This is a genomic window from Ruegeria sp. HKCCA5426 (genome assembly GCF_013034585.1).
Classification (GTDB): domain Bacteria; phylum Pseudomonadota; class Alphaproteobacteria; order Rhodobacterales; family Rhodobacteraceae; genus Ruegeria.
The window spans coordinates 518902-526537 of the sequence record NZ_WQGH01000001.1 but is presented as its reverse complement, the minus strand read 5'-3'; the positions used below and the strand labels follow the sequence as shown (position 1 = coordinate 526537).

Genomic DNA, 7636 nt, shown 5'->3' with positions numbered 1-7636 from the left:
ACAACGTCCGACCCTCAACCTCACCGCTCACAGCTACGCCGTTCACAGTCATCGAGACCTGTGTCATGAATTCCTCCCATTTCGTGTTTTCCCTTAACAAGAGTTAAACACGAGGATTTTCATTTGAGAACAAAAAACTGCGATTTTTCTGCGGTCTGGCGAATTGCCGGAACTCAATTACGCTTTCGCGATGACCGTGGCTGTGGCCGTGTCGGAATTTCCTTGAGCAAGCCACCAACGCCCATCCCGGCAATATCGACACCCGTAGTTTCGACCCCGCACGCCACGCGGGACAACACCCAGTCAGCCCCGTTCAATGCCGGAGAGCGCGCACATCCCGGTAGACCGATCACCGGCCGGGATTCCAATGACCCCAAAAACAGCAGGTTTCCGGGGTCTACAGGCATGCCAAACCGATCCACCTGCCCTCCGGCGGCGCGAACCGCTTGGGGTGCCACATCATAAGCGTCGGATGTCGCAGAGCCGGTTAAGATCATCACCAGATCACCGGACATTGCTGCAATCGCCTCAGCCAAAGGCTCGGGGCTATGCGGGACAATGCGCACATCTGTAAGCTGCATTCCCAAGGTTTCGACCCGGTTGCGGATTGCCGCAATTCCCTTTTCGTTGGACGGTCCGCCGGGGATATCTGTCACCACAAGCCCCGCTGTTTTCAGCGTCGGTTGGACCAATCGAATGGAAGCTTTCGCAAGACGAGAGGCATGCAGCACATCAGCCCCCGGCACGGCATAGGAAATAATCTTGATGGTCGCGACCATCCCCCCTTCGCTCATCTGCTGATATTGCGGCACGGTCGCCACGGTAATCATCGGATTGACCCGATTGAATTCCTCAAGCGCGTCGACATCCAAAACGACGACACCCGGCCCATCCGCAAGCAGGTTCACACGGCCGGTGAAGGGCGACGTCACGCGCAGCCCGACAGCGCCCGGGTCTGGCGCAAGCGAGTCCGCCAACATCTGCGCGGCATCATCTTCATGGCAGTCACCCGGTTCCAGTCGCGCAACTGTAACCGAGGTGTGGCCCGCAGCCGTCAACTGATCAAGATGTTCAGGCGCAAGAACAATCCCCTTGCGCAGTTTGTTTTCACCAACCTTGACCGAGTGGGCAAGTATCGCACCGTTTGCATCAGCTACGGGAATGGGTCCGAATTTCACGCCTTGCCTCTTAGTACAGCGGTCATCTGAGCTAGAATTGCCACCGCAATCTCCGACGGGTCGGCGGCCCCGATATCCAAACCGATCGGGCCATGAATACGGTCAATCTGGGCTGTGGTGAAGCCTGCCTCGGTCAGTCGGGCGACGCGTTTCGCATGCGTTCGGGTAGACCCCAAGGCACCAATATAGAACACCCCGGCCCGAAGCGCCGATTCAAGCGCCGGATCATCCAGCTTGGGGTCATGGGTCAGCAAAACGACGGCAGTGCGCACATCCAACCCGAGCTTGGCGACGGCTTCGTCAGGCCAATCGGTTAGTATGGTTTCCCCGGGAAAACGCGAGTCCGAGGCAAATGCATCCCTCGGGTCGATGATCGCGGGGTCGTACCCGGCAATCCGCGCCATTGGCACCAACGCCTGCGCAATATGAACAGCACCCACGATAATCAGACGTAGCGGAGGGTTATGGACCGCCACAAATGTCTTTCCGTCTTCCTCAAAACCCGATCGGTCCATGCGCACACGCTGCGGATAGGCATCTCGTTTCAGCGCCCTGTGGCCCGTTTCGACATTAACTTCGTACACGACAGGCTCGCGCCCGGCCCGCGCATCGACCAGTTCACGCAACATGGCTTCGGGCAGCACGCTTCCGATGGGCTCGACCAGAACCCGGATCGTACCGCCGCAGGCAAGCCCAACGGCAAAGGCGTCTTCGTCGCTGACACCGAATTCCAGCAATCGCGCCTCTTTCTCGTCGATCGCTTCCAGCGCCTCGACAATGACTGCGCCTTCGACGCAACCGCCTGACACTGACCCTTCGATCCGGCCATCTCCGGCGATGACCAATTGCGCTCCGACGCGGCGCGGCGCGCTGCCCCAGGTTTCAACGACAGTTGCAAGAGCGGCAGATTTACCCTCATCATACCAACGCAAAGCCGTTTCCGGGCTGTTGTCGAATCTGTCCATGGCACCCTCCCGGCGTATTCTGATCCAACATAGGGAGGTTTGCCGTAATGAAAAGTGAGCCTAAAGGCCAATATGTTCGTGACCGTTTCTAACCCATTGGTTCATCGCGCCCGTTCGGCGCAAAAAGGCTCAGTTCGAGGCGGATTTTTCAAACCGTTGATTGTCGTGTTCTCTGGTCGTAGCTTGAGCCCACCGCTGGCAGCATCCAGCGTATAACAGATCTCATTTTTACAACGGAGACAGAGAGTTGAAACGCATTGTTACACTGGGAATAGCCATTGGTCTGTTCACATCGACGATCGCATCTGCAGACACATTCCTGCGCTATGGCGAGGTTGAGGGCTGGAAAGTATTCATCGACCAAGACAAGAAATCCTGCCTGATCGAAGCGGTGGATGACTCGGAAAATGTGGTTCAGATGGGCCTAACCGAAGATCGCGGTGTTGGATATGTCGGCGTTTTCACCAAAGCCAAGACCGATATCAAACGCGGCGACACCGAGGCCGTGGCCGTTCTGTTGGGTGATAACCTTTATATCGGCGAAGCGACCGGCATGAAGGGCAACATTACCAAAGGGTACTCGGGCGGCTATGTCTTGTCGGACGACCCGCAATTTGCCGAGGACATCGCCAAGCAAAAGGTCATGGTCGTGTTCCCCGAAAAGGAATTCGCCTTTACCGTTGATCTGACGGGCACCTACAAGGCCATGGAAATGGCCCGCAAATGCAACGAAGAACAACTAAGTTAGACTTCACCCGGAAAGCGCGGACATGAGCCGCGCTTTCTCACCCACATCGTCGGGTTTAGAAATTACGTCTGCTAGGTCTTCTAGCGTGGCAATGGAATGTCCCGCGCGAAAGCTGTCCACATGAGGCAGCATTGCTGCAACACCTTGCGCCTTGGGCGCAAACCCGTCCCAGCGCAGCAACGGGTTCAGCCAAATCAGGCGGCGCGATGACAAGTGCAAGCGTTCAGTTTCCTTGGCCAGAGCCTCGGGTTCTCCGCGGTCCAGCCCGTCGGAAATCAACAACACGACCGCACCCTGCCCCATAACACGCCGAGACCAGTCTCGATTGAAGGTGTGCAGGCAATCACCAATGCGGGTTCCCCCTTCCCAATCCTGCGCTTCGGACCCTGCCGCCGCAAGGGCTGCATCCACATCGCGTTGCTGCAAATGCCGAGTGATGTTGGTCAGTCGGGTGCCGAAGGTAAACGCGTGAACCTTGGCCCAGCCCGCCCCCTTTGCATTTGAAACCGTATGAAGGAAATGCAGGATGATCCTGCTGTATTGGCTCATTGACCCAGAGATATCGCAAAGCACGACAAGATTGGGCCAGCGCGGTTTTGGCTTGAGATGCTGGATGTCCCGCAGTTCTCCACCCTGGCGCATGGCCGCGCGCAGGGTTCGGGCGCGGTCAATGCGGTTGCCTAAATGGCTGGCCTGTCCACGCCGCGACTCGATGGGTTTTACCGGCAGGGTCATCCGCGCCAACATGCGCTTCGCCAGTGCGATCTCGGCCGTGCTCATCTGTTCAAAGTCAAGGCTGCGCAGTCGTTCTTCGGACGACGCCGTTTGTGATGCGTCAATTTCAAGTTCGGTCTCTTCCTCGGATTCAAACGTTTCAGGAAGGTCACGCTCGACACCGTCCAATAGAGCCTCGACCGCGCGTTTTTCGCCCGCATCGGCCTTGCGATCCTCTTGGACGCCCCGCACGGCAGGCAGCATCATGGCCATCATGTGCTCCATATAGCGCGGATCACGCCAGTACATGCGAAAGACTTGCGCGAAAACAGTTCGATGTTCAGGTCGGTTCACGAAACAGGCATGGAGGGTCCAATAGAAATCCTGTTTCTCGGAGAATCCTGCCGCCTGCACCGCACGAATGGCGTCCACGACACGGCCTGTGCCAATAGGCAGTCCGGCTTTGCGCAGAGCCCGGGCAAAATGCGTGATGTTCTGCGCCAGCTTTGGATTTTCAGGGATATCCAGCGGGAGTTGCTCGACCATCAAAAATCATGGGGGCTCTGCCCCCATACCCCCGAAGTATTTTTGAACAGAAGAAACATCAGGCCGGTTCAAGAGTGGCTTTGGCTTCGTCTAAAATGCGTTTCGCCTCGGACCCCTGAAGTTTCTGAATGTCGTCCTGGTATTTCAGGATCGCGCCCAGCGTGTCGCCGATGACCTCAGGGCTGAGGTTGATCACATCGAGCGCCAGCAGACACTTGGCCCAGTCAATCGTTTCAGCCACGCCCGGTTTCTTGAAAAGATCTTCGGTGCGCAAGTGTTGAACAAAAGCCACAACCTCGCGGCTGAGGGCTTCGGCCGCTTCGGGGGCACGAGCGTGGAGGATTTCGATCTCACGCTCGAAGTCCGGGTAGTCGACCCAGTGGTAGAGGCAGCGGCGTTTAAGGGCATCATGCACTTCGCGCGTGCGGTTTGAGGTGACGATGACAATAGGTGGCTCGGGCGCTTGCACAGTGCCCAGCTCGGGGATCGTCACCTGAAAATCGCTGAGGGCTTCGAGCAGGAAGGCCTCGAATGGTTCATCCGTGCGGTCGAGCTCGTCGATCAGCAGGACCGGTGCGCCGTTTGCGTCGGGACGCATGGCCTGCAGCAAAGGGCGTTCGATAAGGTAGTCGTCCGAGAAAAGCTCGGTCTGAAGTGCGCCCCGGTCCGCGCCACCAGATGCCTCGGCGGTACGGATCGCTACCATCTGCGCCGGGAAGTTCCATTCATAGACGGCAGAGGAAGCATCCAGCCCCTCATAACATTGCAGTCGGATCAGGCGGCGGTTCAACCCGGATGCCAGCGCCTTGGCGATCTCGGTCTTTCCGACCCCGGCCTCGCCTTCCAGAAACAGCGGGCGGCCCAGTTTCAGCGACAGGAAGACGACCGTGGCCAAGGCCCGGCCACAGACATAGCCCTGTTCGCCCAGCATGGTCTGAACGGCGTCGATAGAATTTGGCTGCGTCATGGTTTTCTCCCCTTCGGCACAACAGGTCATGACCGAACGCGCGCGTCAAGACCATCGGCTTTCAGGTGACTTACGACGTTCCGACAAGTTGACAAGAGATAGGTGCAAAATCGGGGCCTTTCGCGGCTGCGCGCACTGTGCTAGCCGGGGGCCATGACCGATACCCTGACGATCCGCCGCCCCGACGACTGGCATCTGCATCTGCGCGATGGCGCGATGCTGGAAGCCGTCCTGCCCGAAACCGCGCGCCATTTTGCCCGTGCGATCATCATGCCGAACCTCGTGCCGCCCGTGGTGCGCGGTGATCAGGCCGCCGCCTATCGCGACCGCATTCTGGCCGCCCTGCCCGACGGGATGACGTTCGAGCCGCTGATGACCCTGTATCTGACCGAGGACACAGACGCCGAGGACGTCGCTGCTGCCCATGCCAGCGGGCTGATCAAGGCGTGCAAGCTGTATCCGGCGGGGGCCACAACCAATTCGGCCTCGGGCGTGCGGAATTTCGACAAGATACGTCCGGTGCTTGAAAAGATGGCCGAGATTGGCCTGCCCATGTGTGTGCATGGCGAAGTCACGGATGCAGAGATCGACATCTTTGACCGCGAGGCCGTGTTCATCGACCGTGTTCTGGACCCGATCCGCAAGTCGACGCCCGGCCTGCGTGTGGTGATGGAACATATCACCACCGCGAACGGTGTAGACTACGTCAAGGCCAATGACAGTGATCTGGGCGCGACGATCACAGCTCATCATCTGATCATCAACCGCAACCACATTCTGGTCGGTGGCATCAAGCCGCATTACTATTGCCTGCCCGTCGCCAAGCGCGAGGAACACCGGCTGGCGCTTTTGGCTGCTGCGACCTCGGGCGATGCAAGGTTCTTTTTGGGTACCGACAGCGCGCCGCACACGGATGCGAACAAGGAGATGGCTTGTGGCTGCGCCGGGTGTTTCACCGCGACAAACACCATATCGCTGGTGGCCGAGATGTTCGACCGTGAAGGCGCTTTGGACAAGCTGGAAGGGTTTACGTCGCTCAATGGCCCCGGATTTTACGGCCTGCCGATGAATGAGGGCACGATCACGCTGACCAAGGGCGAACCGGTCGTCTATCCCGACAAGATCGAGTCCGGTGACGGGCCTGTCACGGTGTTCGATCCGGGATTTCCGCTGCACTGGCGCGTGGTCTAACCCGCCAGAAGCTCTGCCAGATCACGGGCGCGGCCTCCGGTGCGCAGCATCGACCAGATCGCGTCCGCTTCATCCCCTCCGATCAGCTTTGTGGCCTTGCCGCGCACCCGATCCTCGCGCTCGGACAGAGGCAACTGGGTCAACAGATCATGGCTCGCCTCTTTGCGGATACCGTCGCGGCGCAGCAGGGTCAGGTGGGCTTGAGTCTCAGATAAAGTCTCATCTGCCTCGACCGTCACACGGTCGCGCAGCGAAAGTAGACGCGGATCGGCGCATGTTTTTTCGCAATAGCTGGCTGGCAGCGCCGCGTCATAACCCAGCGCCTGCATCGCAATCACTGTCCGATAGGAAAACTTGGCCCCCAACCCCGTTGTGGGCGACATCTGATTGCACACGCTCATCCAGCGTGGGTGGGTCCTGATCTTGATTTCGGCCACTTCCGGTTCTGCTATGTCGAGTTCCAAGGCGGCCTCAAGCGCCGCGTGCAGGCCATGACAACAGGCATGAAATTTGTGGCTGACCGACTCGAACAACCAATCCTCCCCTAGCCCGTTCAATGCTGCTTCTGCCTCGGATTGACCCTGATGCGTTGCACCGAAACCAAAAGGACCTTCCAACGCATCGGAACTAGGCTCAAACCCCTTGGCGACCAACAACGCGGCTTCGACGCCCGCTGATGCTGCAAGCCCCGCATTATAGGGTTTGCCCATCGTTCCAAACTGAGCTTTCAAACCAGCCGCCCGGGTGGCCGTCAGACCCAGAGCCTTGCGCATCTGCCCCACATCGAAGCCAAGCACCCGGCCCGCTGCAGCCGCCGCTCCAAACGCTCCGGACGTCGCGGTTTGGTGGAACCCGGCCTGATAATGGTCCCGCCCTAGCCACAGCCCCATCCGGATGGACAGCTCCATCCCGACCAAAGCGGCCTCGAGAAAATCTACAAGTATCCGATCATCCCATTCACATAGCGCCAACGCTGCTGGCAGCACCGCGACCGACGGGTGCCCGATATGAGCGAAATGCGTATCGTCGTAATCCAGAGCATGAGAAACTGTCCCATTAACCAACGCGGCCCCTCGCAAAGGTGCGCGGCCGCCACCAAATAGAAGCGCCTGCCCTGTGCCGCCTTCGCCCAAAACAAGATCGCGCACCGTCATAGAAACGGGTTCGTTGGCGCCCGCACGACCAACGGCCATCCAGTCGAGTACCGAAAGGGACGTCACAATACGGGTCTGGGACGAAGTCGAAATTGGGCCGGATGCAAACTCGGCCAAAGCTGAAGTGAAATCGGTCATGAGGCGCAGTCTAGCGTGCGCCCATTCCTGGTAAA

At 58.8% G+C, this 7636-nt stretch carries 7 protein-coding genes; 2 read left to right on the top strand and 5 right to left on the bottom strand.

The genetic code is table 11. The features are described 5' to 3' along the window. Positions 1–173: 173 nt before the first annotated feature. Together GOV87_RS02535 and GOV87_RS02530 are read right to left on the bottom strand one after the other, a co-directional pair. The gene (locus GOV87_RS02535; RefSeq protein WP_171210712.1) at positions 174–1178 is read right to left on the bottom strand and encodes a molybdopterin-binding protein; all 1005 of its coding nucleotides are present in this window, start codon (positions 1176–1178) and stop codon (positions 174–176) included. Beyond that, entirely contained in the window at positions 1175–2143 is a 969-nt protein-coding gene (locus tag GOV87_RS02530; protein WP_171210711.1) for an XdhC family protein, read from the bottom strand. The genes GOV87_RS02535 and GOV87_RS02530 overlap by 4 nt, the downstream gene beginning before the upstream one ends. A 247-nt stretch (positions 2144–2390) precedes the next feature. On the opposite strand from GOV87_RS02530, the gene GOV87_RS02525 reads away from it, so the two are divergent. Next, complete coding sequence (locus GOV87_RS02525) at positions 2391–2891, top strand: hypothetical protein (RefSeq protein ID WP_171121277.1); 501 nt, start codon at positions 2391–2393, stop codon at positions 2889–2891. A 3-nt stretch (positions 2892–2894) separates the two neighbouring features. Here the strand turns inward: GOV87_RS02525 and GOV87_RS02520 are convergent, their stop codons facing one another. After that, the gene (locus GOV87_RS02520; protein ID WP_171210710.1) at positions 2895–4151 is read right to left on the bottom strand and encodes a VWA domain-containing protein; all 1257 of its coding nucleotides are present in this window, start codon (positions 4149–4151) and stop codon (positions 2895–2897) included. A 58-nt stretch (positions 4152–4209) separates the two neighbouring features. Then, the gene (locus tag GOV87_RS02515; RefSeq protein ID WP_171210709.1) at positions 4210–5118 is read right to left on the bottom strand and encodes a MoxR family ATPase; all 909 of its coding nucleotides are present in this window, start codon (positions 5116–5118) and stop codon (positions 4210–4212) included. Positions 5119–5271: 153 nt separating this feature from the next. Here GOV87_RS02515 and pyrC point away from each other — a divergent pair, with 153 nt between their 5' ends. Beyond that, positions 5272–6309, top strand: coding sequence for a dihydroorotase (pyrC, locus tag GOV87_RS02510; RefSeq protein WP_171210708.1), 1038 nt, complete (start codon positions 5272–5274; stop codon positions 6307–6309). On the opposite strand, the gene GOV87_RS02505 is transcribed toward pyrC, so the two are convergent. Next, on the bottom strand, positions 6306–7601 hold the full coding sequence (locus tag GOV87_RS02505) for an MmgE/PrpD family protein (RefSeq protein ID WP_171210707.1): 1296 nt from the start codon (positions 7599–7601) through the stop codon (positions 6306–6308). The two genes, pyrC and GOV87_RS02505, sit on opposite strands and share 4 nt — an antisense overlap. Positions 7602–7636: the final 35 nt, after the last annotated feature.